Here is a 24,446-nt window from a genome sequence, read left to right as displayed (position 1 = left end):
GTGGCCCCGGCCTTGGCGGCCGTACACCTCCCGGATGAATGCGCCGCACGGCAGCAGTGGTCCTGGGACGGAGCACCGGCAGGGGTTGGGTGCGGCGGAGAGGGGTCGAGGCGGGGAGGTCGGCCGTCAGCGGCGGAGTCTCACTCGTGCCCCCACTTGACCGTACGCGCGTCTCCCCCGGCCCGCTCATGGGGTTTGCCCAAGCCTTCCCTCCCGCGCTCACACCGCATTGCACGGGTTGTCGTCCTGCGGAAGACTGAAGGTACCTGTTCCTGCAGGACTCGGTTCGATTCCGCTATACCGGAACCCCGTTGACCGGCTGGGAGCTCCTCGCCTTCGCCGGCAGCCGTGCCACGCGGATCGACGCCGGCGGCGGTGTCATGTACCAGTTCAGGCTCGCCACGGAACAGATGGCCCATCTCCGGCTGCCGGGCCGCCCGATCCCGGTCGTGATCGCCAGTTCGAGCAGCCAGCTGTACCACTTGCGCAGCAACGGAGAGCTGATGCGGTACTACAAGTAGGGCGCCGCGAGGAGGATCGATCGACATGGTGGAGCTGTTCACTGGAGCGTACGGCGACAATCTCCAGGCCGAGGGCGCGCCCGACCGTAACCGGAGCATGCAGAACGCTCTCAACGGTTTCATGAACGGGCTGACCGGAGCCGACCGCGCCGCACTCGAACGGGTCGCCCTCACCGTGGTGGCTCTGGAAGACACGGACACACGCGCATGGGCGGGCCACCGGCAGAACGAAGTCCACTTCTCGGGCAGCCTGGTCAAACTCCTCGCCATGTACGCGGCGCACACACTTCGCTTCTTCTCGCGTGAAGTGCTCATGGAACAGCAGCCGTCGTCGTCGGACGCCTTCTTCCTCGCCCTCGGGTCCGCCTTCGACGCGAAGATCAAGAACAAGACCCCGAGCTCCATCACCATCCAGCACGGGAGCGACGTCACCAAGATCGTGCCGGCGTACCGGACGGTTCTCGAGCCGCAACTCGACGCGGCAGGGCGGCCCATCGGCGTCGAGTTCACCTTCGACTACCGCACCCAGCTCAGGGGGATGCTCCTCCAACAACAGAACGCCGGCGCGGCGGCCAGCATCCATGGCGTCGCGTTCGGCTTCATGAACGCCAAGGCCGAGGACGACGGCTTCTTCCGGAAGTCGACCCAGCAGGGCATCTGGCTCGCCGGCGACTACCTGGGGCAGTGGACCGCGGTGCGGATCGCGTCCGCGAACGACGGTCAGGTCGCCCAGGCGACCACAGCCGTGGACATGGCGAAACTCGTCACCCGTATGTTCGACGGCAGCCTGGAGAGCGGCAGCCCGACGGATCTCGTCCAGATGCTGGCAGGTGGCGGCCGCAGCTGGTTCCACCGCGAACTCCTGTGGCCGAACGGCGGGCTTTCCGCCACCCACGCGAAGATCGGCATCGGCCCGCTCAAGCCCAACAGCGCCGGTGTCGTCGAGAGAGTGGTCTCGGAGGCACTCAAGGTGCACGACAGCAACCGGGACGTGGACTTCATCGTCGTGTGGCAGAACCTCAAGGTCCCCGCTGATCCGACCAGAGCGGAACTCGAGCGGGTCTCCCGCATGGTCGAGGCCACCATCAACGGCTTCCAACCAACCGTGTGACGGCACGCATTCGGACGACATGGGCGATCTGGGCCGAACGGGCTGTTGGCGTCCCTCCACCCCTCGCGGTTGATCCATGGCGGCCCCTGGCTGACATAAGAGAGGCCGAGCCACCTCTGCTGGTCGGGTGAATCTCGTACCGGACCGGGGCGTCCCGCGATTCACGGCCGCGCGCCGGTCGTCGGACAGGGATAGCGTCGGGGCGTTCCCGATCCCCATCCGCCCCGGTGCCAGAGCCACCCGGTGACCCGTGGGCGGAGAACGGCGCCGATCAGATGAACGTCCCCCATCTCCCCACGGCCCGCTGATGACAAGCCCACTGCCGCAGTTGGCGGCCGAACTCCGAGCCGGGCTCGACCCGGTGCTCCCGGTCCTGGCCGAGCTCGACCCGCCCGCCCGCAGAACGCCCCTCGCGCGGGCGCTCGGGCTTCCCGGTGACGCGCTGACCGCCGACGCGCTGCTCGTACGGTTCGCCCTGCCGCACGTGGGGGCCCACGGCGATCTGTGGCCGGTCCTCGTCGACCTTTTGCGCACGGCCGCCAGGCAGACCCCGCCGGGATGGACGCTGGCCATCGACCAGGTCCTCACGGCGAACCAGAGCACGGTGGGGAAGCCCCTGGTGCAGGCCCTGCCTGCGAAGATCGACCTCTCCCTCGTCCTGACCGGCGCACTCCCCCTCGTGCCCGGCCTCTCCGTGCGCGACGGGGTCAGTCTCGTGGTCTCCCTGCCGTCCGCCGCGCCCGATACCTCCTCGCTGACCTTCCGGGCCGACGGCGTCGACCTCGCGCTCACCGACCACGCGCTGCTGAAGCTCCTCGTCCCCGGTGGCCTCGCCCTCAGGGGCCGTCTGGGTGCCACGCTCGGCAAGGGCGGACTGCGCCTGGACGGGGGCGGTAGCGGCAGGGGGATCGCGATCCCCCTGAGCGGGACGCCGTCCGGGCTGCGGGCACCCTCCCTGTACGTGTCCGCCCAGGGCGGCGGACTGCGGCTCGACACGTCCTTCCGGGCGTCGCTGCTCGGTTTCGCGGACGCGGCGGTGGACGGAGCGGGCCTTGAGGTCCGCCCGTCCGGGGCGGGGTACACGGCGTCCCCGGTGCCGCCGAAGGGCCTCGGGCTCACCCTCGCCGTCGGCCCGGCCAAGGGCAGCGGGTTCCTCGCCGAACACGACGGCCAGTACCGGGGGGCGCTGTCGCTCAGCCTCGGCGTCATCGAGGTGCGGGCCTTCGGGATCCTGGACACCCGTCCGGTGTCCGTCCTGGTGGCGATGAGCGCCGAGTTCACCCCGGCCATCGAACTGGGCCTCGCCTTCACGCTGAACGCCGTCGGTGGTCTGCTCGGCATCGGCCGTGCCCTCGACCGGGCGGGCCTCGCGGAGGCCGTCCAGTCCGGTCATCTGGACGACCTGCTCTTCCCCGCGGACGCGGCCGCAGCGGCGCCGCGCATCCTGGCCTCGCTGGGAGCGGTCTTCCCCGCCCGCGCGGGAAGCACGGTCGTGGGCCCGATGTTCCGGCTCGGCTGGGGCCGCCCGGTCTCCTTCCTCACCGCGGACGTCGGGGTGGTCCTGGAGCTGCCCAGCGGTGTCGTGGGGATCCTCGGCCGACTGAGGGTCGCTCTGCCCGCCCCGCAGGCTCCGGTCCTCGATCTGCGGGCCTCGGTCGCGGGTGTCGTCGACGCCGCGAACGGGCTGGTCGAGATCAATGCCAGCCTGGCGGGCTCCCGACTGCTGACCTCCTCGATCGACGGCGGTCTCGCGCTGCGCGCCAAGAGCGGGCAGGACGCGACCTTCATCCTGAGCGCCGGTGGCTTCCACCCCCGGTTCACCCCGCCGGCGGGGTTCCCGACGCCGAAGCGCCTCACGATCCCCATCGCGGACAACCCGCTGCTGCGGATCGTCTTCACCGGCTACTTCGCCCTCACCCCCGGCACCGTCCAGGCGGGCGCCGAGCTCTCCGCCGTCATCGGTTCCCGCAGCACCGGTGTGTCCGGGCGGCTCTCCTTCGACGCCCTGGTGCGCTGGGAGCCGAGTTTCGGCGTGATGCTCGACCTCGGCGGCTCCTTCGCGCTGCGCTTCGCCGGGGAGACCCTGTGCTCGGTCGGGCTGCGGGTCCACGTGGAGGGGCCGACGCCCTGCTGGAACGTCGCCGGCCGGGCCAGCGTGTCCTTCCTCTTCTTCGACGTCAGCTTCCCGTTCAACGAACGCTGGAACTGCACCGGCGAGGCCAAGGCCCCGCCGCCCCCGGACGTGTGCCGGCTCCTTGAGCAGGCGGTGAAGGACCCCCGGAGCTGGGAGCCCGTCCTGCCGGAGGGGGCTCGTACGATGGTGTCGCTGCGTTCCGACGACGCCGGGGGAAGGCTGCTGCACCCGCTCGGCCGACTCCGCTTCAGCCAGCGGACGGTTCCGCTGGACACGCCGGTGGTCCGGTTCGGACCGGGCCGGCTCCCGGTGGCGACCACGTTCGGCGTGACGGTCGGCTTCTCCGCCGGGGCGGGCGTCGTGAAGCCCGTCGAGGAGGACTTCGCCCGGGCCGACTTCTTCGATCTCACCGACGACGAGAAGCTCACCCAGCCCGCCTTCGAGCGGCTGCGCTCGGGCAGCGAGTTCATCCCTCCCGCGTCCTCGGCGACCGCCCCCCGCTATTCGGTGCCGGTGGAGTACGAGACCAAGTGGCTCGGCGGCACCGTCCTCACCCCGGGTGCGCGCTGGGTGATCAGCGATGCCGCCTTGACGGCCGCACTGCCCTTGGGGGCGGTCGGCCGCAGCCTCGTACACGAACTGCGCAGCCGGTACGTGGCTCCGCCGATCACGTCGGTCCTGAAGGAACGGGCGTACGCGATCGTGGACACCGGCACTCTCAAGGAAGCCGGCGGGTTCCTCCGGACGACCACCTTCACCGATGCCACCGCCCAGCTGAAGACCGTGTCGGGCCGGTCCGCGCTGCACCAGGTCGTGCCCGCACACGAGGTGAGGCCATGACCACGTACACCTTCGCGTCCTGGGAGCGGGCCGGAGCCTCCGCTTCGCTGGCCGACCCCGACACCCTGGTCAACACGCTCCCGGTACGGGGCTCGCTCGCGGCCGACGCTTCGGTGAACGGCCGTCCCTCGCAGCCGGTTCCGGTCCCGCCACTGCGGCTGTACGGGCCGGGCGACGTGCGGGCGGTCGATCCCAAGGAGATCGTGCGGGTGTTCCCGCTGCCCGGCACACCGGACGCGGAGACCACCAAGTTCCCCATGCTGGAGTTCGAACGGGCCGAACTGCCCTGGCTGTTCACCCCGCTGGCGCCGGGACCGACGGGCGCCCTGCGGCCCTGGCTCTCCCTGGTCTGCGTACCGTTCGCGGCGGGCCGGCCGCAGCGGGAGCCCGGTGTCGCGCTGCCCGTGCTCCGCGTCGACGGGACCGAACTGCCCGATCCGGCCTCCCTGCACCTGTGGGCCCACGCCCAGACCCTCCCGGGCCACGAGACCGACCCCCGCCGGTCGGTCGCCCGGCTGCTCGCTCCTCGCCGGCTGCTGCCGCACACCGGCTACACCGCCTGTCTGGTCCCTTCCTTCGAGGTGGGACGCCTGGCCGGGCTCGGCAAGGACGTCGCCGGCGGGAATCTCGCACCCGCCTGGAATTCCGGGGCCCGCTGCGAACTGCCCGTCTACTTCTCCTGGACGTTCTCCACCGGCGAGGGCGGCGACTTCGAGACGCTGGCCGACCGGCTCCGGGCCCGCCCGCTGCCTCCGAACGCCGGCCGGCGACCGCTCGACGTGAGCCGGCCCGGGCTCTTCGCGACCGGCCCCGGGCCGGTCGTCCAGGAGGTGGAGAGCGCGCTGCGCGATCCGAACGCCCCGGCGCGCGACCCGTGGCCGGTCGGCGCCGCGAGCGCCACGTGGCAGCAGCGGCTCGCGAAGGCGCTGGTACCACTGGGGGACGGCACGGGTGACGAGGACCCCGACGTCCTGCCGCCGCTGTACGGCGGTTTCCACGCACTGCGGAAGGGGGCGGTCCCGGCATCGTCGGGCTGGGTCGACATCCTGAACCTCGACCCGCGTTGGCGGGTGGCCGCCGGACTCGGTGCCCGGGCCGTGCAGGCCGACCAGGAGCGGCTCATGGCCTCGGCGTGGCGCCAGCTCGCCGACGTACGGGCCGCCAACCGGCTGCTTGACCTGGCTCGGTTCGCCCGGCTGGTCGGCGGCCGGCTGCATCTGCGGCACGTACGGCCGCTCTCCGCCGACGAGGTCCTGCGCCTGGCCACTCCCCTGCAGAGCCGTCTCGCGCTGACCGCGGACACCACCCTGTGGTCGTCGATCCGGGCGAGTCTGCTGCCGAACGCCATGACCACCGTGGAGTTCCACCGCGCGGTGCGCCCGATGGGCGTGCTCAGCCGGCGGATTGGCCTCATCGCCGGGCGGGCGGCGAACGATCCGCAGCCGCCGTTCGCCACCGTGCTCGCCTCCGTCGCCGCTTCCCCCACCGGCCTGGCGGTGCCCCGGCGGGATCCGGACGGCGCGGTGGCTTTCACCGTCGCACCTGAGCGCGTCGTGGCCACGGAGCGGCTCGCCGCGGTACGCAAGGCGTTCGCGCCCGAGGACGGGGCACCGGACGCCTGGCGGCAGGTGGCGACCGAGGCGGCCCGGCGCTCCGTGCAGCGCACGGTCACCACCGAGCAGCTCGCCGCGACCCGCCCGCTCGCCGCGGTCTCGCTCAACCGTGCCTTCCGGCTCTCGGCGCTGCCCGAGGTCGCGGTCCCCGAGGACTTCCTGGCGCTGTCGAAGGTCACCCCGCACGGCGACCTGGTCTTCCCCAGCGGCCGGAGCGGTCCGGCCGGACTGGGGTTGTTCTCCGACGCGTCCGCCGCCCTCCCGGCACCGGGCCGGTTCATCGGTGCGTTCGACGGGCTCTGGGACGGGGAGGGGGCCGGCGATCCCGCGGGGCACTGGCGAGGGCAGTGCGTCGGCAGCTGGGACATGGGCGCCGGGCGGTCAGGCGCCTGGAAGGGCGCCTACGAAGGCACCTGGAGCAACAACGCCGGGCAGGACGGCGGCGACCCCACGTGGATCGCCCTGTACACCGGCACCTGGGAGTCCGGCACGGAGCACGGCACCTGGCGCGGCGTGTGCACCGGCACCTGGAGCCCGGAGAACATCAGCTCCGACGGCGTCTTCACCGGCACCTGGCAGTCCGCCGACCACCACGGCACGTTCCGGGGCGGCTGCCCGGGCAGCTGGGACTGGTGCGACGCCGACCCGACCACCGAGCTCTGGTGGGCGGACTGCTCCGGCGAGCTCCGGGTGACCGGCGAGGGACCCGGCCCCGAACAGGAACCGTGGACGGCCGACGGCCTCCAACGCCTCGTCGACACGTGGCACACCACCGGCAGCCTCGGCCTCGGCGTCTTCACGCACCCGGGCCCGCTGGCGAAGCAGAGCGATCTGCTGCCCGCCCCGGCCGTGCTCGACACCCGCCCCGAGGACGTCAAGGACATGGTGGTCCAGGCGCACGACCGGGGGCTCGGGCCCTCGCACGCGCCGCCGGTCCCGCCACGGGATCCGTTCCCGGCCCTGCAGGCCCAGCAGAAGATCGTGGATCTGACGGACCCCGCCGTCACCGTCCCCGCCGTCGTCGACACCCTCGTCGAGCGGCCCGTGGGCACCGATCCGGACGTTCCGGTGCAATGGGCGCCGGCCTTCGGCGACCCCATGTGGCCGCCGCTGTCGGCGCAGTCCAACGAGTGGATGTTCGCCGGTCTCCAGCACATTCCGGCCGACACGGCGGTGCTCGCCCTCACCAACGCCTCCTTCGTCGCCGCGTACATGGTCGGCGCCAACCACGAGTTCGCGCGCGAACTGCGCTGGCGCGAGTACCCGACCGACCAGCGCGGCACGTACTTCGCGTCGTTCTGGGGGTGGGCGACGGATCTGCCGCCGCTGCACACGTGGCAGCGCGACCTGACGCTCGGGGCCCATCTGACCGCTCCGCCCGACCGGGTCGTGCTGGTGCTGCGCAGCGCCCTGCTGCGCCGCTACCCCGGTGCGATCATCTACGCGGCTCCGCTGATCGGCACCGAACCGAACGAGGCCGCGGCCCGCCATCCGCTCTTCCGTGGCGGCCTGGATCCCGACACGGCCATGATCGGCTTCGACCTCACCAAGACCGAACTCCTCGCCTCGCCCTGGTGCTTCGTGATCGCGGAGCAGCCGACAGAGCCCCGGTTCGGGCTCGACGACCCCCCGGACAACGCACTCACCGACCCTCCGTCGCCGGGGGTCTGGGGCCGCCCCTACGCCCCACCGCCCAACACCCCCAGCACGGCGGACGACTGGAACAACCTCGACTGGAGTCATCTGTTCGACTCCAAGGACGCCTTTCTGGCCGCGACCCATGCCCCGGGCCACCTGCGGACCAACGTCGCCCACGACGGTCTCGTCTGGGGCACGAGCGCCGCCGGTACCGCCCGCCAGTGCTTCCAGCAGCCCGTCAGGGTCGTCCTGCCGGCCGCACGACTCCTGTCCCCCTGAGGAGAACGACACATGACCGATCTCGGCGCACTGCGCCGGGCCGTGGCCGAGGCCGAGGAGCACCGTGCGCTCCTCGGCTCCCGGGCCACCGCCACCGACCGGCAGGCCGCCTTCACCCGCCTCGGCACGGCCCGGGGCTCCCTGGACGAGGGCGTGCGCACCTTCGCCGGGAGGGGGTTCGCCCCCCTGCTCGCCGGCCTGGATCCCGAAGTGCCCCTGGTGCTCCTGCCCGTACGGCTGGAGACCCGGGTGCGGAGGGACGGCGCCCAGGACAAGCTTCTCGTGCGGATCTTCCCCGACGACATCCATGTCGAGTCGCACGAGCCGCACCCCACCGCGGGCGAGGTGCAGCAGGGCCGCCGCTACTGGCGGACGGTGTGGCGGGCCGGCCGCAGCGACAACGCGGACGGGGACCGGGCACGGCTGCTCCTCGCCGCCTGGGGACAGCTGGCCGGCGCCGTCGGCGCGCAGCGGGCGCGCTGGCTCGTGCGTCTGCTCACCCCCGTCTCGGACACCCGGCCTCCGTCACCGCTGCCCGACTCCGCTCCGGATCCGGAGCCGTCCTGGCCGGAGGTCCCGGTCCGCGGGCGGGGCTGGAACCGTGCGGCGACCGCCTCGACCCTGCCGGACCTCTTCGTCGTCCGGGCGTACCAGGGCGAGGTGGTGGTCGGCGAGCAGGAGGGCAAGCCGGTCCCGGACGTCGTGCAGGTCGGGCCCGACCCGGACGCGACGCCCGAGGAGGGCGAACCTCACCTCGACCCGGAGCTGCGCTGGCTGACGAAGTTCTGCGAGGCCGAGAAGAAGGGGCTCGCCGTCACCGTGCTGCTGAACCGGGACGGTTACGAGCCGTCCCGGGATCCGTTGCTGACCCGGGTCGTCGCGTTCGGTGTGTCCGGCTCCCTCGACCCCGAGGCCTCAGCGGGGCGGCTCACCCAGTTGCTGGCCGGCCGGGACGGGGACGGCGAGGCGGCGTTCGTGCGGCAGGGCACGGCGACCAACAACACCCGGGACGAGGCCGGTTCCGCGCCGCCGCCCCCGGACGTGGACCGGCTGCTCGGCGCCTCCGGCCCTGCCGCGACGCCCGACGCGTGGGCGAACTGCTCCCGTCTCGCGGCCGCGTTCGGCCTTCCGGTGTCCGCGCTCACGGCCCTGCCCGGGGCCGACGAGCCGGAGCAGGCCGACGCGCGCGCCCTGCAGATGGCCCTGTGGAGCGCCACCGGCGACTTCTACCTCGACGAGCTCCTGGAGAAGGACCGGGGAGGTACGGAGCTCACGGTCGACCGGTCCTGGCTACGCCGCCACTACTACGAGAACGTACGGGCCCGCGGGCCGCTCCCCGTGCTGCGGGTCGGCAGACAGCCGTACGGAGTGCTGCCGGTCACCGCCACCGCGCGCTGGCAGCCGGACGGACACGAGCCGTCGGGCCTGAAGGGGCTGCACCGCGTCCTCGGCGTGCTGCGCCCGTTCTGGGAGGTGGGCGTCGACTCCCTGCCCCGGGTCGGCGGCCCCGACCAGCCCGGGGAGACCCTCACCCTGCCCAAGCCGGAACGTGACGTGCTGCGCGCCCTCGGGATGGCGCCGGTGTCGCGGACGGTGTCGGTGCGTTCCGTCCAGGGCGGGCTCCTGGCCTGCTTCAAGGACGTCTCGCTCAGCCTGAGCGGCATCAGCTTCGGCGGCACCGGGTACTGCGTGGGCGACACCCCGGAGGACCGGCACTCCCAGGCGCTCAACGCCGCGCTGGGCATCGGCTACCGGCCGAGGATCAGCCACCAGATCAACGGCGCGGCCACCCGGCTGTGGCTGCCGTACGTCCGTCCGGCGAAGCTGCCCGAAGGAACCGACCCGGCGGACGACCTGATCGGCTTCCTCAACGCCGTCGTCGAGCGTTTCGAGCTGCTCAAGCTCACGGTCCGCAAGGAGGAGGCGCGCACCCTCCTGGAGGCGCTGCTGCGGCACACCGCGAACCTGGAGTACGGACGGGCCGCCTCCGGAGTCCGCGACCCGGACGCGATCTGGCCGCGGCTTCGGTTCGCCGATGCCCTGCTCAACCCCGCGCGCGAGCTGAACACCCTCACCAGCGCCAAGCTGCTCGCCCGGCCCTTCACCCTGGGCAAGATCATGGCGCTGTCCGCGCCCACGACCGTCGCGGACGGCGGGACCGATCGCGGCTCGACCGTGTATCGGACCATCCTCGACGCTCGTGCCTCCATGGCCGGACAGGTCTTCGAGGCGGCGACCCGGCGCAACGGCGTCCTCGGCCTGCTGGGCACGGAGCGGCCCTGGAGCGTGCGCCTGGCGGAGATCGACGCCGCCCTGCAGTACCTGGCCGGCCGGGTGAAGACCTGGCAGGGCCGACAAGAGGATCCCTTCGCCGCCATGGAGCGGCTGCTCGGCGAGTGCCTCGATCTGGTCTCCCACCGGCTCGACGCCTGGATCGGATCCCTCGCCACCGCCCGCCTGCACGCGCTACGCCTGCCGGGCCGCCGCCCGACCGGGGTGCAGCTGGGCGCGTACGGCTGGGTGGAGGACCTGACTCCCGTCAGCGTGCCGCGCAGCCGGGGCTGGGTGCTCGCGCCCTCGCTGCCGCAGGCCGCCACCGCGGCCGTCCTGCACAGCGGCAATCTGTCGCACCCCGGCGATGCCGGTGCCTTCGCGGTCGACCTGTCCTCCCGACGGATGCGGGTGGCCATGACCGTCCTCGACGGTGTCGCCCAGGGTCAGCCGCTGGGGGCCCTGCTCGGCTACCGGCTCGAACGGCGGCTGCACGACGAACGGGAACTGTCGGACGCGCCATTGGAGTTGGATCGGTTCATCGCTCCGCTGCGGGCCAAGTGGTCTGTGCAGAGCGTCCAGCACCCGGCCGCGGGAGCGCAGGAGTTCATCGGTGCCCACGACGTCACGGACGGCGCACGTCTGGCCGGGGTGTCCGCGAACCAGGTCGTCACGCATCTGCGGGCGAACGCGGGCGGCCCGCCGATGACCGCCGACGAGGAAGGAGCCGTACGGCGCCACCTGGCCGCGCTCAGCGAGGACCTCGACGCCGTCGGGGACCTGCTGCTCGCCGAGAGCGTCCACCAGCTGACCCAGGGCAATCCGGACCGCGCCGGTGCCACGCTGGACTCCCTCGCCGCGGGCGGGCAGGCGCCACCACGGCCCCAGGTGCTCGACACGCCGCGGCGCGGCGTCCCGGTGAACCACCGGGTCCTCGTCGTCGTCCCGGAGGGCTCGCCCCGCGCGGCGGGCTGGGACGGTACCCAGCAGACGACACGGCCGAGGGCCGAGGCCGAACCCCTGCTCGACACCTGGGCCGGCCACCAACTCGGGGCCACCCCCCGGATCAAGCTGCGCGCCGAGTGGCTGCGGCCCGGCCAGGAAGCCGGAACGGGCACAGGCACGGTCACCGAGCACACGTGGCCGCTCATCCGGCACTGCGCCCTCGACGTGGTGGCGCTCGCCGCGGCGGGCCGGCTCCGGACCGTCCTGGAGCGGGCGCTCCAGCCCCAGCAGCCGTCGAGCGTGCCCGACGACGCCGTCCCCGTCCTGCTCCCCGGCCAGGCCTCGGGCTGGACCCGTACCACCGTGGACATCACGCAGGTGGAGGTGCTCGGTGCGGCGGTCGCGGCCGTGCTCGCGGCGGCCCGGCCCGGCACCACGGCTGACCTGGCAGCCGCGGACAATCCGCCGCCGCCGACCACGGACCCGGAGTTCTCGGACCGCGCGCAGAAGGCCCTCACGGGTCTGCGGGCGGCGGTGGACGCGGCGGACCTGGAGAACCTCGCCGCCTACGGGGTGACCGGGCCGCCGGCCGGACCGGCCGACGAGCGGGCCGACCAGCTGGTCGCCGCCCTGCGCGAGGCGAAGGAGCGGATCCGGCTCGCCGAGCAGCGGACCGCGGAGGGCGGACCGGGGGCCGCGGCCGAGGTCCTGGAGACGGTGTTCGGACCCGGGTTCCGGGCCGTGGGCCGGTCGGCCGCGCCCGCCACCGGTGCGCTGGACGCCTCGTTCGGCCCCGGACTCGACCGCGGCGGCGAGGACCGGCTGGTGCCGGGCGACTGGGCGGAACTGATGGGCACGGTGCGACCCGGCACCGGCGCCCTGGCGGATCTGCTGCTGCACACCGGTGCCGCGGCGACGGGTACCGGCTACGCCCTGCGGATCGGACAGGTGCCCTTCACCCCGGGCGACCGGTGGGTGGGTGCCCTGCGCCAACCCACCGACGAGGACGAGCCGGCCACCGGCCTGCTGGTGCACGGCCCGGCGAAGCCGCTCGGAACGGGCAAGGCCGCCGTGCTCGTCGTCGACGCGTGGGCGGAGCTGATCCCCACTCAGCAGCACACGGCGGGCGTCACGTTCCACTACGACGCCCCCGGTGCGCGGGCTCCGCAGGCGGTGCTGGTCGCGGTGCCGCCGGTGGTCGGGGCGCCCTGGACTCCGGACGTGCTGGCCGCCACCGTCCACGAGGCGTTCGACCTGGCGAAGCTGCGGCTCGTGGACCTGGACGCGCTGGGCTGGCTGGGGCGTTACCTGCCGGCCGCGTATCTGCCCGAGGGGGCGATCGCGACACAGCCCTCGGTACACCTGCTCGACATCATGAAACGGCCGGACCTGGCCGACGTGATGAAGCAGCTGATCAAGAAGGAGTCCTGACGATGTTCGACGTCATGGCCTTCAACCAGTACCACCGCCTGGAGCCGGTGGTCCGGCCGAGCGGCACCGGCGGGCAGCTCGACGAGTCGCTGGCCGCCCGGGTGGCCGACCCGCTGTTCATGCTCGCCCGGCAGTGGCAGCTGGCGGAGTTCGCGGGCGAGGACGGCGGCTCGCCGGTGTGGTGCGAGATCACCACCGAGAGCACTCCGCTCGACGCGTTCCGACCGACGGGTACCGGGGCGGACGTCCCCCTGGCGAAGGGCGTACCGCTGGAGTTCCTCGCGGAGGCAGGAGGCGCGCCCGGCGAGGCCGTGAAGGCGCTGCCCCTGCGGGCCTCCGCCCGGGCCGGTCGGCGCTTCCTCGACACGCTGCGCACCCAGAGCCTGTCGGACGGCGTCCTGGAGCAGATCGACGCCGAAGTGCTGGCGAAGGCACCGCTGCCCGGGCCGCCGGCGCAGCCGGAGAAGGATCCGCTCCGACGCGACCCGGGCGGGCGGGCCCTACGCGAGGTGCTCGCGGGCCGCGTACCCGACGGGGTCGCGCTCGCCGGTCACTTGGACGGCGGTTGGCGGCCTCCGGGGCTCTCCGGGACGCAGCAGTCCGCGTTCGACAGGGCGGCGGAGCTCTGGCTGGAATGGTTCGCCGAGCGGTACGGGCCACCGGCGCCGTCGAGTTGGGCCCGGGAGCGGCTCGAGCACCGGTTCGCCGTTACGGCCGAGCCGGGCGGCCGGACGGTGACGCTGACAGCCCCCGAGTTCACCGGGGGCGCCGCCGACGCGTACCACTTCGACCTCGACGCCGGTACGACGCCGCTGCCCGCGCCGACCGGTGGCACGGCCAAGGGTGTACTCCCCACCCGGGTCACGTATCCGGGCATGCCGGCGGACCGCTGGTGGGAGTTCGAGGACGCGCGGGTCAATCTGCCCGCCGTCGGGGCGGGGGCGCCGGACCTGGCCCGGCTCCTCGTCGTCGAGTTCGCCAACATCTACGGCAACGACCACTGGATGATCCCGCTCGAACTGGCCACGAGCGCGCTCCACCGGATCGCCGCGCTCACGGTCGTCGACACCTTCGAGGAGACCACGGTGGTCGGACCGGCGGAGCACGACGCCTGGTCCGTGTTCCGGCTGACGAACGCCCAGGACGGCAAGCCCGGGCCGCCGCTGCTGCCGCTGCTGCCGACCGCCTCGGCTCGGCTGGAGGGCGCGCCTGTCGAGGAAGTGTTGTTCGCCCGCGACGAGATGGCCAACCTGGGGTTCGCGATCGAACGCGTCGTGCAGAGTGCCACCGGCAGACCACGGGTACGCGCCGACGAACCACCGGACGCGGACCCGCAGGTGCCACCGACCGACCCGGCGGCGCTCGCCTACCGGCTCCTCACCCCCGTACCGGCGCACTGGATCCCGCTCGTACCGGTGCCCCTTGAGGCGGGATCGGCCGCCGTCTGCCTGCGCCGCGGGCAGATTCCCCGCTTCACGGCGAACGGCGATCGGCTCCCCCAGGTCAAGGCGGTCGGCCAGATCCTGGAACCGGAGGTGAAGCGGGTGTCGTTCCGCGACGAGGAGATCCCCCGGTCGGGAGTGACCGTCACCCGCGTGCCGGTGGTGGCACGCGGAGAGGACGGCCGGGTCCTCCAGTGGGTGGGCCGCCGTGTGCGCGCCGGGCGGGGCGAGGCCTCCAGCGCCCTCGCGTTCGACGGAGCCGTACCACCGAAGGAGCGGCGGTGAACGCGGGGCGGGGCAGCCCGCTCCCCCGGCTGGGACGGATCCGCGCCGAGGACGCCGGAACCGAAGGACACCTGACCGCGCGCTTCGGGACCGGGGCGTCGGGGATCGACGGGCCCAGGATCGAGGGATCCCGGATCGAAGGGTCCCGGATCGAGGGGTCCGGGTTCGACATCCGCACGGACGTAACAGTGATCGCCCTCACCGCCGACGACGCGGAGATCGTCGGCACGGACGCGTACGGGCAGATGTTCCGCTGGGACCGGTTGACCGGGCGGCAACTGGCCGGTCCGTTCGGCCTGCACGACAAGCGCACCATCTGGGGAATGGTGCTGACGCCCGATGACCAGGAGGTCGTCACCGGGGGCGCCGACGGCGAGCTGGGGCGCTGGAAACGGCCGACCGGCGCGCCTCTCACCGCCCGCTTCACCGCCCACGCGGCACCGATCCTCGGCCTCGCCCGCACTCACGACGGCGACGAACTGGTCACCGCTTCCCGGGACGGCACGGTCCGCCGGTGGGAGCGGACGACCTGGAGCCCGCGCGGCGAACCGCTGCGCGGACACTTCGGCGCGGTGCGTGCGCTGGCCCTCACCCCCGATGACGAGGTGATTGTCACGGCCGGCCAGGACGGCACCGTACGGCGCTGGAACCGTACCGTCGGCACACCGCTCGGCGAGCCGCTGCGAGGCCACGACGGTCCGGTGCAGGCACTTGCCATCCACCCCGACGGGCGGGAGTTCGCCTCCGGCGGCCTGGACGGCAGGGTGCGCCGATGGGACCGCGGTGCGGACCGGCCCGTCGGGGCGCCGCTCACGGCGGGGGCGCCGGTGCGGTGCGTGCTGCTCACGGAGGACGGCGAGATCACGGCGGCCTGCTCGAACGGCACCCTGCACCGCTGGGACCGCACCGGACAGCGCATCGGTGCGGTCCTGCCCGCGCACGCGACCGTCATCTGGTCCATGACGACGACAAGGGACGAGACCGAGCTCCTGACGGGCGGCTGGGACCGGCGGCTGCAGCGGTGGGAAAGGGTCACCGGCGTGCCGCTGCGGCCCGCCCGCGCACTGACCCGGATCGAGACCGTGCCACGCCTGGAGATCCAGGGCACCACACCGTTCTGAGCCGCTTTCCGATGCCCCGCCCCGTCCGCCCCTTCTCGGGAGAGCCGATGCCGTCCATCACCATCGACACCTCACAGCTGACGTTCCCCTTCGTCGCGGTCTTCCGGGACGGGTCCGAAGCCGGAGCCGGAGCCGGAGCCGGAGCCGGAGCCTGGGAGGGCCTCGTCGACGGGGCCGCCGTACCGCCGCCGGAGGTGGCGCTGCCCGCAGGCACGGACTACCGGCTGCGTCTGGGCGACGCCACGACGGCCGCCGTCACCTTCGACGTACGCGAGGACGGCACCCTCGACTTCGCACCCGAGCACGACGCCTTCCTCGCCGGCCGCGGCGGGCACCACCTCACCGTGCGAGGCGTGCCGGTCACCATCGACGCCAGGGCCCTGGACCACCCGCTCACGCCGGAGCTGCCGGGCGCCGTTCCGCTGTCCTCGGACCGCGTCCACGAGTTGCTCCTGCTGCCGTCCGCGACCTACCGGCTGCTGGTCGAGGCCGGCACCTCCGTCGGCGCCCTCGCCTTCTCCGTCACGCCCGAGGGACAGGTCCGGCTCGCCCTGAAGGCCGCAGAAGCCGGTGTCGCCGAGGCCATCGGAAGCACCCTCACGATCCAGGGACGCACCGTCACCATCGACGGCCGGTCCCTCTCCCACGGCCTGCTGCCGGTCGGCGTGCCCGACGCGGGCACGGGCTCCTTCATGTCCCCGGACACCGTGCACCGGCTCACGCTGCTCCCTTCCGCCGGGTACACCTTCCACACCGCACCCGGTCTGGCCGCCGACTTCTCGTACACCGTCCGCGCCGATGGGAACGTCGACTACGACTCGTCCTGCGACACGTTCCTGACGGGGCGCGGCACGCGCACCCTCGTCGTGGGCGGGTTCCCCGTGGCGCTGGGCGCCGCCGACGCGGACAGCGACCTCGTCGGCCTCGCGGACCTCGACGGCCCGCCCCGTCACGCCCGCGAACTGACCGCCGTCCTCGCTCCCGCGAGCGGCTACCAGCCACGGACCGCGCACGGCGTGTGCAGCGGCTTCCGGGTCACCCGCGACGGCACCCTGGTCGTCTCCCCGCCCCACACCCGCTCGTACTCCTCGCCCCCGAAGGACTCCCCCGCGACCGCGACCGACGGATACGCGGTCCTCACGGTCCGCATCGCCCGGGCGGTCCCCGGCGGGCCCGCGCCCGGGGGCAGGGTCACCTTCACCGCGGACGGGGTGTCCCTCGGCATGGTCCTCGTGGACGAGCTGGGCCTGGCGACGCTGCGCACACCGACCCCGCCGACGGGCGATCAGGAGATCGTCGTCGCCTACGAAGGGGACGACGCGCACCGCCCGAGCACGACGACGCTGCACGTCCGTGGCGGCACGCACACCCTGAGGACCGCCGGGGCAGAACGGGGCGACTCCGGCCCGTAGTTCTTGCCGCTGCCGTCGGGCAGCGGACGCTTCGTCAACGTGAGTGCCGGCGACGTCAGCCGCTCGGCGGTGGTTCGCCGGCCGGCCCGGCCCCGGAGGGGCGCGCGCCTAAGATCACCGGGACGGGGACGGCGGACGAGACGTGGGAGAGGCGGCGGACATGGCGGACGAGCGCGTGTACCTGGTGACCGGGGGCGGAACGGGGATCGGGGCCGCGACCGCGCGATCGTTGGCCCGGGCGGGACACAAGGTGGCGGTGTCCGGGCGCCGCCCCGAGCCGCTGCGGCTGATCGCCGAGGAGATCGGCGCCCTGCCCGTACCGTCGGACATCGGGGACCCCGCAGCCGTGGCCTCGCTCGTCGAGACGGTGGTCGGCACGTACGGGCGGCTCGACGGTCTGGTGCTCAACGCCGGCATCGGGCGGGGCGGCGGGGTGGGCGAGGTGACCCTGGAGGACTGGGACGAGGTCATGCGGACCAACCTCACCGGTCCGTTCCTGCTGCTGCGCGCCGCGCTCCCGCATCTGCTCGACGCCCGCGGCGCGGTGGTCGCGGTGGCCTCGGTGTCCGCCCTGCGCAACGGCGTGGGGAACGCCGCCTACGCCACCTCCAAAGCGGCGCTGCTCCAGCTGTGCCGCTCGCTCGCGGTCGACTACGGGGGCGTGGGGCTGCGCGCCAACACCGTGTGCCCGAGCTGGGTGCGCACCGACATGGCTGACCGCCGAATGAACCGGTTCGCCGACGAGGCGGGCCTGGACGGGAACGGTCTGGAAGCGGCGTACGAGGAGGTGACCCGGGTCCTGCCCGCCGGGCGGCCCGGTGAGCCGCACGAGGTCGCGGAGGCCATCGCCTGGCTGCTGTCGCCCGCCGCCTCGTTCGTGAACGGCGCGACGCTCACCGTCGACGGCGGCGCGACCGCACTCGACCCGGGCACCCTCGGCTTCGAGTTCCGGCTGGAGCCACGCGCCCCGCGGGCCTGACCGCCGTCGCCGCGAGCGCGCCGGCACGCTCGGGAGCGAGCCACCGGGCCTCGGCGCAGATCCAGCAGACGCCGCTGACCAGCACTCTTCCCAGACCCATGAAAGGGTCCGCGGTGAGTGACGGCCCTCCCCACCTCCAGGGAATCCCCTCCACCTGGGGTGGGCAGCCGAGGGCTCCGTCCCCACCGCGTCGGCGCACGAACACCCCGACCGGTGATGACCGACGCTTCGACATGCGCTGCACCACACGCGGGTGAACCATGGAGAGAGGTCGCGCGTGCGGCAGCCGCAGACGAGGGAGAAGTCAGGCCGCTGTTCCGGCTCCGATCTCCAGAGGTGGCGAGCGTGGACGTTTTCGATGCCGTCGTCGTCGGTTCGGGTTTCGGCGGGTCCGTCACCGCGTTTCGTCTGGCCGAGGCCGACCTGAGCGTGTGCGTCCTCGAGAGAGGGAAGCCGTTCCCGCCCGGGTCCTTTCCCCGCAGCCCCCACGAGGCGGCCAAGAACTTCTGGGACCCTGATTCCCGGTTGTACGGGATGTACGACATGTGGAGCTTCTCGAAGATGGACGCGCTCGTGTCCAGTGGTCTTGGCGGGGGGTCCTTGATCTACGCGAACGTGCTGATCCGCAAGCCGGAGAGCTGGTTCGTGCACGAGTCGTTCGACGGCGGCTACGAGAACTGGCCCGTCACCTATGAGGACCTCGATCCGCACTACCTCTCCGTCGAGACCACGCTGGGCGCGCGGAAATACCCCTTCGACGTGGAGCCCTACCGGAGCACACCCAAGACCCTCGCCATGCGCCAGGCGGCCGAGCGGCTGGGTCTTCCGTGGGAACTTCCGCTGCTGGCCGTCTCCTTCGGGGACCCCCCGGTGCCCGGCGCCCCTCTCGACGGCGGCGAGGACAATCTGCACCACAGCCCGCGTTATGCGTGCAGGCTCGTCGGCGAATGCGATCTGGGCTGCAACTTCGGCAGCAAGAACAGCATGGACTTCACCTACCTCAGCGCCGCGGACCGGCTCGGGGCTGACATCCGGACCCTCTGCGAGGTCCGCTCGTTCGAACCGGTACGAGAGGGCTTCCAGGTCTCGTACATCGAGCACCGCGCGGCCGGGGACGAGGAGCCGTCGGCTCCTCCCGTACGGCGGACCGTCAGGGCCAGGCGGCTGGTCCTCTCCGCCGGCACGCTCGGCACGACGTATCTGCTGTTGCGGAACCGCAGCGCCTTCCCGGCGCTCAGCCCGGCTCTTGGTACGCATTTCTCCGGGAACGGGGACTTCCTCGGGCTGGTGTTCAAAGCCAGGGACGGGCGTCAGGACCGGCCGGGGGAGACGGAGCCGCGCCTGCTGGAGCCGAGCTTCGGACCGGTCATCACGAGTGCGATGCGGGTGGACCGGAAGGGAAGCGGAGCCAGGGACCGGGGGTTCTACATCGAGGACGCCGGATACCCGGAGTTCCTCAACTGGCTCGTCGAGCACAACGTCCTCACCATGTCCAACCGCGTCGGAAGGTTCCTGCTGCGCCGCGGCTGGTCGCAGCTGACCGGTACCGCACGCAGCCGTGTGGGACGACAGCTCGGTGACGCCATGGGCAAGGGGCTGTTCACCGCGACGTCCCTCCCGCTGCTCGGCATGGGAAGGGACGTCCCCAACGGCCGGATGTTCCTCCGGGACGGGCATCTGGACCTCGACTGGAAACTGGCCGCGTCCGATCAGTACTTCGACCAGATGAACGCGACCATGGAGCGCGTGTCGCGCAGTCTCGGCGGACGCTACGCGGCGAATCCCCTGTGGTTGCTCAACCGCCTCATCACCGTGCACCCCGTGGGCGGCGCTCCGATGGGGCACACCGCCAGGGAAGGCGTGGTGGACTCCTTCGGCCGCGTGTACGGCTACCCGGGACTGTCGATCGCCGACGGCTCGGTGCTGCCCGGCCCCGTCGGCCCGAACCCCTCGCTCACCATCGCGGCGCTGGCCGACCGGTCGGCGATCCGCATCCTCGAGGACCACCGGCAGAACTCTGAGAGCCCCTCATGACGACCGGACAGGGCACCACGCCCCGCGGCGGACCCCCGCGCAGGTCTCTCCTCCTCGCCGGCGGCGGGCTGAAGGTGGCCTACCAGGCCGGCGTCCTCCAGGTCCTGCTCGACGAGGCCGAGTTGACGTTCGACCACGCCGACGGCGCCAGTGGGGGCGTGTTCAACCTCGCGATGTACTGCCAGGGGATGTCCGGGCGCGAGATCGCGGACAACTGGCGCACGCTCTCTCCGCTGAAGGGCGTCACCCCGAACTGGCGCGAGCTGAGGAAGGGGCCCTACGCCCGTTCCCTCTTCACCCTGGACGGCTACCGGCGTCGCGTCTTCCCGGACTGGGGTCTTGACTGGGAGCGGATACGGGCCACCGACCGTGAAGCCACCTTCAACCTCTACAACTTCAGCACCAACGAACTGGAGCCGGTGACCGCCGACCGCATGGACGAGGACCGGTTCTGTGCCGGGGTGGCGCTGCCCATGTGGTTCCCTCCGGTCGTCATCGACGGACAGACGTACATCGACCCGGTCTATCTGACCGACGCGAACGTCGAGGAGGCGATCCGGCGGGGCTGCGACGAACTGTGGATCATCTGGACGGTCAGCCGAAGGCACCGCTGGCGCAACGGCTTCGTGGCCAACTACTTCCACATCATCGAGACGACGGCCAACGGCGGGCTGCACCACTGGCTGCGCCGGATCGAGGCCAGCAACGCCGCCATCCGCAACGGGGAGGAGGGAGAGTTCGGGCGCCCGATCGAGGTCCGGCTGCTGAGCGGCGAAGTCCCCTTGAACTACCTCATCAACTTCAGCAGGGACCGTTTCGCCCAGGCCGTGGAGCTCGGAGTCCAGCATGCGCGCCGCTGGTGCACGGACCAGGGGATCTCCTGGAAGCCCGGAGTACCTTCCGGCCGGCCCGACGACCCGACCCGCATGCGCTTCACCGAACGCATGGTCGGCCGTGTCGTCTTCGGGGAGGACGACGCCCGGCAGGCGGCCTCGTCGGCGGGCGGCGCCGCCGCTGACATCGCCCTGCACCTGACCGTCGACATCAGGGGAATGGACCGCTTCCTCTCCGGTCCCGAGCACGAGGCCGAGTTGCGCGGCGAGATCCTCTGCCAGGAGCTGGGCGGGCGACTTCCGGTCGAGCGCGGAACCTTCCACCTGTTCGTGGAGCACTCCGACCCGCAGCACCTGCGGATGCGCTACCGCCTGTTCTTCAGCGACCGGGCCGGTCACCGGCTCACCCTCAGCGGGTACAAGGATGTCAGCGAGGACTCCCGTCAGGGGATCTGGAAGGACACGTCCGTCCTCCACACGCACATATTCCGTGGTCACGTCGACGCGGACGAGGAGTCCGGAGCCCAGACGGTGGCCGCGGGAAGCGTGCACATCCGCCCCGTCGACTTCTTGCAGCAACTCACCACCTTCCGGGTCGAGGCGCCGACGCTGCACGGCAGGGTGACCACCCTGGGACGGTTCGGGCAGTTCTTCCTCGGCAAGCTGTGGGACGTGTACGCGCAGAACGTCCTGCCCTGGTCCCCGCTGTGACCGAGGAGGAGCCGAAGTGGACTTCCAAGAGCTGCGCAGACACGCGGCTGAGCTCCGATTCACTCCGCAGGAGCCGGTGCGATGGCTCGCGCCGAAGGAGCTGGCGCGTACGGCGGTCAAGGTCTGCCTGGCCGCCGTCTTCGCCGGCTACTCGGACAAGCGAGAGATCCAGGGCGCGCTGGAGGCCGGTCTCCTGCGGGCGCCGTTGGCGGATCCCGGCGCCGAGGAGATCTGGATCGATTTCGTCGCGGACCTCGGCGACGGATTCGAGGCGACGGCCTCGGTGGCGTCCGCCCTGGGGGCGGACCGACTCGCCTTCGACGGGCCCGGCTCGCTCCCCCGTGGCTCGCTGCTCGTCCTCGGCGGGGACCAGGTGTACCCGGTGGCGTCGGCGACCGCCTACGAGGACCGGATGAAAGGGCCCTACCGCGCGGCGCTCCCGTCGGCGCCGGACGAGCCGCTCATGGTCGCGCTGCCGGGCAACCACGACTGGTACGACGGACTCACCGCGTTCCTGCGGATGTTCGCCCAGGAAAGCGTGATCGGCGGCTGGCAGACCCGGCAGACCCGGAGCTACTTCGCCGTGGAACTGCCGCAGCACTGGTGGCTCGTCGGGCTGGACAGCCAGCTCGGCACCTACTTCGACGATCCCCAGCGGCGCTACTTCGAGACCCACCTCTCGCCGCGGCTGCGTCCGGGTGACGGCGTCATCGTCTGCTCGGCCGAGCCCACCTGGGTGAGGAGCGACGAGAGGCCCGACGCCTTCAACCCCCTGCACTGGTTCGACCGCAACATCGTGCGGTCCCGCTTCGACCGGACGACCCGGAAGCACGAGGAGACGGGCGCCTCGATCCGGTTGTGGCTGACCGGCGACAAGCACCACTACGCCCGCTACGCGGAGCGGCTGCCCGGTGACGGGGCCGGGGCCGACGACGCTCTGCCCCCGGACCCCCGGCGGCGCCAGATGGTGACGTGCGGCCTGGGCGGCGCGTACCTCTCGTCCACCCACAGGCTCCCGAAGGCCCTGCCCCTGCCGCCGGTCACCTCACGCATGCAGAAGAAGGATCATCCGCCGACGGCGTTCGCCCTCGCCCAGCACACGTACCCGGACGCGGCGGAGTCCCGCTCGCTCACCCGCGCGATCGCCAAGCCCTGGTCGCGGTACTGGCTCCCGCGGCGCAACCCCGGATTCGCCGTCCTGGCCGGGGCGGTACAGATGGTGCTCGTCCTGCTCGCGAGCGGCGCGTTCGCGCTGGCCGAGGGCCGACACGATCCCGTCGGGGCCCTGCGGAGCGCCGGCGCCGACGACCTGCTCGGCCTGCTCTGCACGAGTGCCGGCCTCTTCGTCCTGCCCTTCGTGATCGGCTGGTGGAGGGGGCTGCTGCGCGAACGGCGCCCCAGGGCGCCGTCCGGTCCGGTCGTGGCCGTGTTGTTCCAGACGGCGGTCGCCGTCGCGGCCCTGACCGTCAGCGCCGCCATCGCCCGGTCGATCCCGTCCTCCTGGAACGGCCTCGCGTTCCTGGCGATCCTGCTGGTCGTCGCCGCCGTGATGGGCGCTTCCCTCGGCTCCCAGCTCTTCGCCCTGTGGGTGCTGTGGACGAACCGGGGCCTGGTCGCCGAATGGCAGATGTCCGGGCAGTCCATCGACGACCACAAGGGCTTCCTCCGGATGCACCTCGCGCGGGACGGCACACTCACCCTCTACCCGCTGGCACTCGACGGGACCTGCCGCAACTGGGAGCTGAAGGAGGTCGCGGACGACGAGGGCGTGTGGAAGCGTCCGGTGCCCAAGCCGACTCCGACCGTGCGGCTCATCGAGGATCCCGTCGTGATCGCGCGGCACGGTCGGGAGTGACGGCGCAATCGGCGTACCCGTGTGTCGGCATCCCCGTCGGTCGGCGTACCCGTCGGTCGGGCTGGTCCGGCGTGCGGGTCGCGGTGGCCGGCGCTTGTCTGGAGGAGTCTCGTGCCACCCCATGAGACGTACGCGACCGGCAGGCGCCACGACATGCAGCCCCAGTTCCGGCGCGGGGGCGCGGTTGCAGACGATCACGTCATGAGATCACTCGGGCACCTGCCCGGGCCGGACTGTCGTACGAAGGCGCGGACTCACGTGGCGGGGCGGCAGTGCACACTGACGGCGTAGCCGCAGCTTTGATCGTAGGGATCGCCGCTCCAGGTGGCGTAGCGGTTCCGCAGGGTCAGTCCGGCCTGGGTGCACCACTGGTCGAACTCTGTCAGGGTCACCGTCGGTTCCGGCAGCGGCAGGTGCGCTGCGTCCAGTCCCATGCCCGTGACCAGCAGACCGCCGGGGCGCAGTGTGGCGGCCAGCTGCCGGACGACCACGGGCTCGGTGCCGGGGGCCAGCAGCGGGATGACGTTTCCGGCGGCGAGCGCCAGGTCGAATCCCTGATCCAGGCCGAGGGTGTCCAGGCGGGCCAGGTCACCGAGGAGCCATTCCTGCGTGGGGGCGTCCCGGCGGGCCACGGCGAGCATCGAGGGGTCGACGTCCACGCCGGTGCAGTGGTGGCCCAGCTCCGCGAGTCGGATGGCGATCCGACCGGTGCCGCAGCCTGCGTCGAGCACCCGGGCGGCGGGCTTCAGCAAGGCGTTGCAGAAGGTGGCCTCGCCGTGGATGTCGTGGCCTGATGCGGCGAGCTGCGCGAAACGCTGAGCGTAGTCCTCTCCGGCTTGTCCGCCGGTCAGTTCTGCCCAACGGTCGCGTTGCCCAGTCATGTTCCCCGTGCCTTTCCGGTCAGCCTCGCCCAGCGAGCAGGAGCGAAGGCGGTGGCATCACCCTACGTGCGGCCGTAGGTGGGCCCCTCGCGGGGTGACCGGGCCGTCAC

General features: G+C 72.5%; 13 protein-coding genes. 12 read left to right on the top strand and 1 reads right to left on the bottom strand.

From position 1 onward, the window contains the following. Nucleotides 1–311: 311 nt before the first annotated feature. From ACZ4VK_RS07580 to ACZ4VK_RS07525, 12 genes are all read left to right on the top strand, one after another. Entirely contained in the window at nucleotides 312–521 is a 210-nt protein-coding gene (locus ACZ4VK_RS07580; protein ID WP_468349544.1) for a hypothetical protein, read from the top strand. A gap of 25 nt (nucleotides 522–546) precedes the next feature. Continuing rightward, on the top strand, nucleotides 547–1,632 hold the full coding sequence (locus ACZ4VK_RS07575; RefSeq protein WP_468349543.1) for a hypothetical protein: 1,086 nt from the start codon (nucleotides 547–549) through the stop codon (nucleotides 1,630–1,632). Nucleotides 1,633–1,939: 307 nt separating this feature from the next. Then, entirely contained in the window at nucleotides 1,940–4,606 is a 2,667-nt protein-coding gene (locus tag ACZ4VK_RS07570; RefSeq protein WP_468349541.1) for a DUF6603 domain-containing protein, read from the top strand. After that, nucleotides 4,603–8,136: a serine/threonine-protein kinase gene (locus ACZ4VK_RS07565; protein ID WP_468349538.1), complete on the top strand. Its 3,534-nt coding sequence runs from the start codon at nucleotides 4,603–4,605 to the stop codon at nucleotides 8,134–8,136. The genes ACZ4VK_RS07570 and ACZ4VK_RS07565 overlap by 4 nt, the downstream gene beginning before the upstream one ends. A 12-nt stretch (nucleotides 8,137–8,148) precedes the next feature. Further along, nucleotides 8,149–12,783: a hypothetical protein gene (locus ACZ4VK_RS07560; protein ID WP_468349536.1), complete on the top strand. Its 4,635-nt coding sequence runs from the start codon at nucleotides 8,149–8,151 to the stop codon at nucleotides 12,781–12,783. A 2-nt stretch (nucleotides 12,784–12,785) separates the two neighbouring features. Beyond that, nucleotides 12,786–14,510, top strand: coding sequence for a hypothetical protein (locus ACZ4VK_RS07555; protein WP_468349534.1), 1,725 nt, complete (start codon nucleotides 12,786–12,788; stop codon nucleotides 14,508–14,510). Next, nucleotides 14,507–15,631 carry a WD40 repeat domain-containing protein gene (locus tag ACZ4VK_RS07550; protein ID WP_468349532.1) on the top strand — a complete coding sequence of 375 codons (1,125 nt, stop codon included), beginning with the start codon at nucleotides 14,507–14,509 and terminating at the stop codon, nucleotides 15,629–15,631. Before ACZ4VK_RS07555 ends, ACZ4VK_RS07550 begins: the two co-directional genes overlap by 4 nt. 47 nt (nucleotides 15,632–15,678) lie before the next feature. After that, nucleotides 15,679–17,043, top strand: coding sequence for an Ig-like domain-containing protein (locus ACZ4VK_RS07545; protein ID WP_468349530.1), 1,365 nt, complete (start codon nucleotides 15,679–15,681; stop codon nucleotides 17,041–17,043). 160 nt (nucleotides 17,044–17,203) lie between these two features. Beyond that, nucleotides 17,204–18,022, top strand: coding sequence for an SDR family NAD(P)-dependent oxidoreductase (locus ACZ4VK_RS07540; protein ID WP_468349528.1), 819 nt, complete (start codon nucleotides 17,204–17,206; stop codon nucleotides 18,020–18,022). Between the two features lie 345 nt (nucleotides 18,023–18,367). Beyond that, entirely contained in the window at nucleotides 18,368–20,056 is a 1,689-nt protein-coding gene (locus ACZ4VK_RS07535) for a GMC oxidoreductase (RefSeq protein ID WP_468349526.1), read from the top strand. Beyond that, nucleotides 20,053–21,600 (top strand): patatin-like phospholipase family protein, encoded by a 1,548-nt coding sequence (locus ACZ4VK_RS07530; RefSeq protein WP_468349524.1) that lies wholly within the window; start codon nucleotides 20,053–20,055, stop codon nucleotides 21,598–21,600. Before ACZ4VK_RS07535 ends, ACZ4VK_RS07530 begins: the two co-directional genes overlap by 4 nt. Nucleotides 21,601–21,616: 16 nt before the next feature. Next, complete coding sequence (locus ACZ4VK_RS07525; protein WP_468349522.1) at nucleotides 21,617–23,455, top strand: hypothetical protein; 1,839 nt, start codon at nucleotides 21,617–21,619, stop codon at nucleotides 23,453–23,455. A gap of 254 nt (nucleotides 23,456–23,709) precedes the next feature. On the opposite strand, the gene ACZ4VK_RS07520 is transcribed toward ACZ4VK_RS07525, so the two are convergent. Then, complete coding sequence (locus ACZ4VK_RS07520) at nucleotides 23,710–24,336, bottom strand: class I SAM-dependent methyltransferase (RefSeq protein WP_468349520.1); 627 nt, start codon at nucleotides 24,334–24,336, stop codon at nucleotides 23,710–23,712. Nucleotides 24,337–24,446 lie beyond the last annotated feature (110 nt).

The sequence above is a fragment of the Streptomyces sp. NPDC028711 genome, assembly GCF_055565415.1.
The sequence above is the reverse complement of the archived record's forward strand: the minus strand, read 5'-3'. Positions and strand labels throughout refer to the sequence as shown.

Excerpts from the sequence above, each read along its gene's own strand:
- ACZ4VK_RS07575 (WP_468349543.1), top strand. The coding sequence starts at position 547 with ATGGTGGAGCTGTTCACTGGAGCGTACGGCGACAATCTCCAGGCCGAG.
- ACZ4VK_RS07570 (WP_468349541.1), top strand. The coding sequence starts at position 1,940 with ATGACAAGCCCACTGCCGCAGTTGGCGGCCGAACTCCGAGCCGGGCTC.
- ACZ4VK_RS07565 (WP_468349538.1), top strand. The coding sequence starts at position 4,603 with ATGACCACGTACACCTTCGCGTCCTGGGAGCGGGCCGGAGCCTCCGCT.
- ACZ4VK_RS07560 (WP_468349536.1), top strand. The coding sequence starts at position 8,149 with ATGACCGATCTCGGCGCACTGCGCCGGGCCGTGGCCGAGGCCGAGGAG.
- ACZ4VK_RS07555 (WP_468349534.1), top strand. The coding sequence starts at position 12,786 with ATGTTCGACGTCATGGCCTTCAACCAGTACCACCGCCTGGAGCCGGTG.
- ACZ4VK_RS07545 (WP_468349530.1), top strand. The coding sequence starts at position 15,679 with ATGCCGTCCATCACCATCGACACCTCACAGCTGACGTTCCCCTTCGTC.
- ACZ4VK_RS07540 (WP_468349528.1), top strand. The coding sequence starts at position 17,204 with ATGGCGGACGAGCGCGTGTACCTGGTGACCGGGGGCGGAACGGGGATC.
- ACZ4VK_RS07530 (WP_468349524.1), top strand. The coding sequence starts at position 20,053 with ATGACGACCGGACAGGGCACCACGCCCCGCGGCGGACCCCCGCGCAGG.
- ACZ4VK_RS07520 (WP_468349520.1), bottom strand. The coding sequence starts at position 24,336 with ATGACTGGGCAACGCGACCGTTGGGCAGAACTGACCGGCGGACAAGCC.